The organism is Oleiphilus sp. HI0125, assembly GCF_001635355.1.
The window spans coordinates 1-1190 of record NZ_LWGF01000894.1 but is presented as its reverse complement, the minus strand read 5'-3'; the positions used below and the strand labels follow the sequence as shown (position 1 = coordinate 1190).

Genomic DNA, 1190 nt, shown 5'->3' with positions numbered 1-1190 from the left:
GTTGCGATCGTAGTGGATCTTAGGCGTTTGGTAGTGACCGCTTGAGAACAATGGTACACGCGCCGTGTAAGCGTTTTGCGTGAATTCCGCAAATGGCGTCCACACTTCTTCGCCATCTGCTTTCACTGCAACAACGTGGTTGCTTTCAAAGCGAATCTTGTCTTCGCTTGTACCGTTAAGTTCAGCTGCGTACTTGATCATGCCGGCTTTGATGCGCAAACAAGCGTCGCGTGCTGCCATGCCGTTCAAGTCAGAACCTGAAGATGCAGCCGTTGGAGACGTGTTAGAGACTTTGTCAGTACGTGTTGCTGTGACCTGAATAGTGTCTAGGTCGACTTGGAATTCGTTGGCAACAACTTGTGCAACTTTCACGTATAAACCTTGGCCCATTTCCGTCCCGCCGTGGTTTACTTGGATCGAACCGTCTGTGTAGACGTGAACCAAGGCACCGGCTTGGTTAAGGAACTGAACAGTAAATGAAATACCGAATTTAACAGGAGTCAGCGCCAAGCCTTTTTTCAAGAACGCAGAGTTTGCGTTGAATTGCTTGATCTCTTCGCGGCGCTTCCAGTACTCAGAGCTTTCCTCAAGCTGAGAGATCAATTCTGGAAGTACTTCTTGCTCAACCGTTTGGCCGTAGTGTGTTTCGTTACGTGGGTCGATGCTGCCATCTTCCAAGCGCATTGAATCGTGCTTCACGCCGTAAAGGTTGCGCTTACGAATGGTAAGCGGGTCTTCGCCAAGATGACGCGCAATGTCGTCCATCATTAGCTCAGCCGTGATCACACCCTGTGGGCCACCGAAACCACGGTAAGCGGTCGCAGATACAGTGTGTGTTTTACAACGGTAACCAGTAATGGTTGCATTGTTTAAGTAGTAGGCGTTGTCGCTGTGGAACATCGCTCGGTCAACGATCGCGTCTGACAAATCAGGCGAGTTACCACATTGGCCTGCCACATTAATAACGGCACCTTGAATAAGGCCTTGTTCGTTGAAACCAACTTTATAATCGTTTTGGAAAGCGTGACGCTTACCCGTCATGATCATGTCATCGCCACGAGACATACGGTATTTCACCGGACGCTTAGTGTGGTGCGCTAGCAATGATGCGATACATGCAAGTGGTGCTGCTTGGGTTTCTTTACCACCGAAGCCACCACCCATGCGGCGTACTTCAACGTTTACTTTGT

At 49.6% G+C, this 1190-nt stretch carries 1 protein-coding gene; it reads right to left on the bottom strand.

Features of this window, described 5'->3' with window-relative positions; genetic code table 11:
* Positions 1–1190 (bottom strand): molybdopterin cofactor-binding domain-containing protein (locus A3762_RS15350; RefSeq protein WP_156493486.1); only part of this gene is annotated, 1190 nt, incomplete at both ends.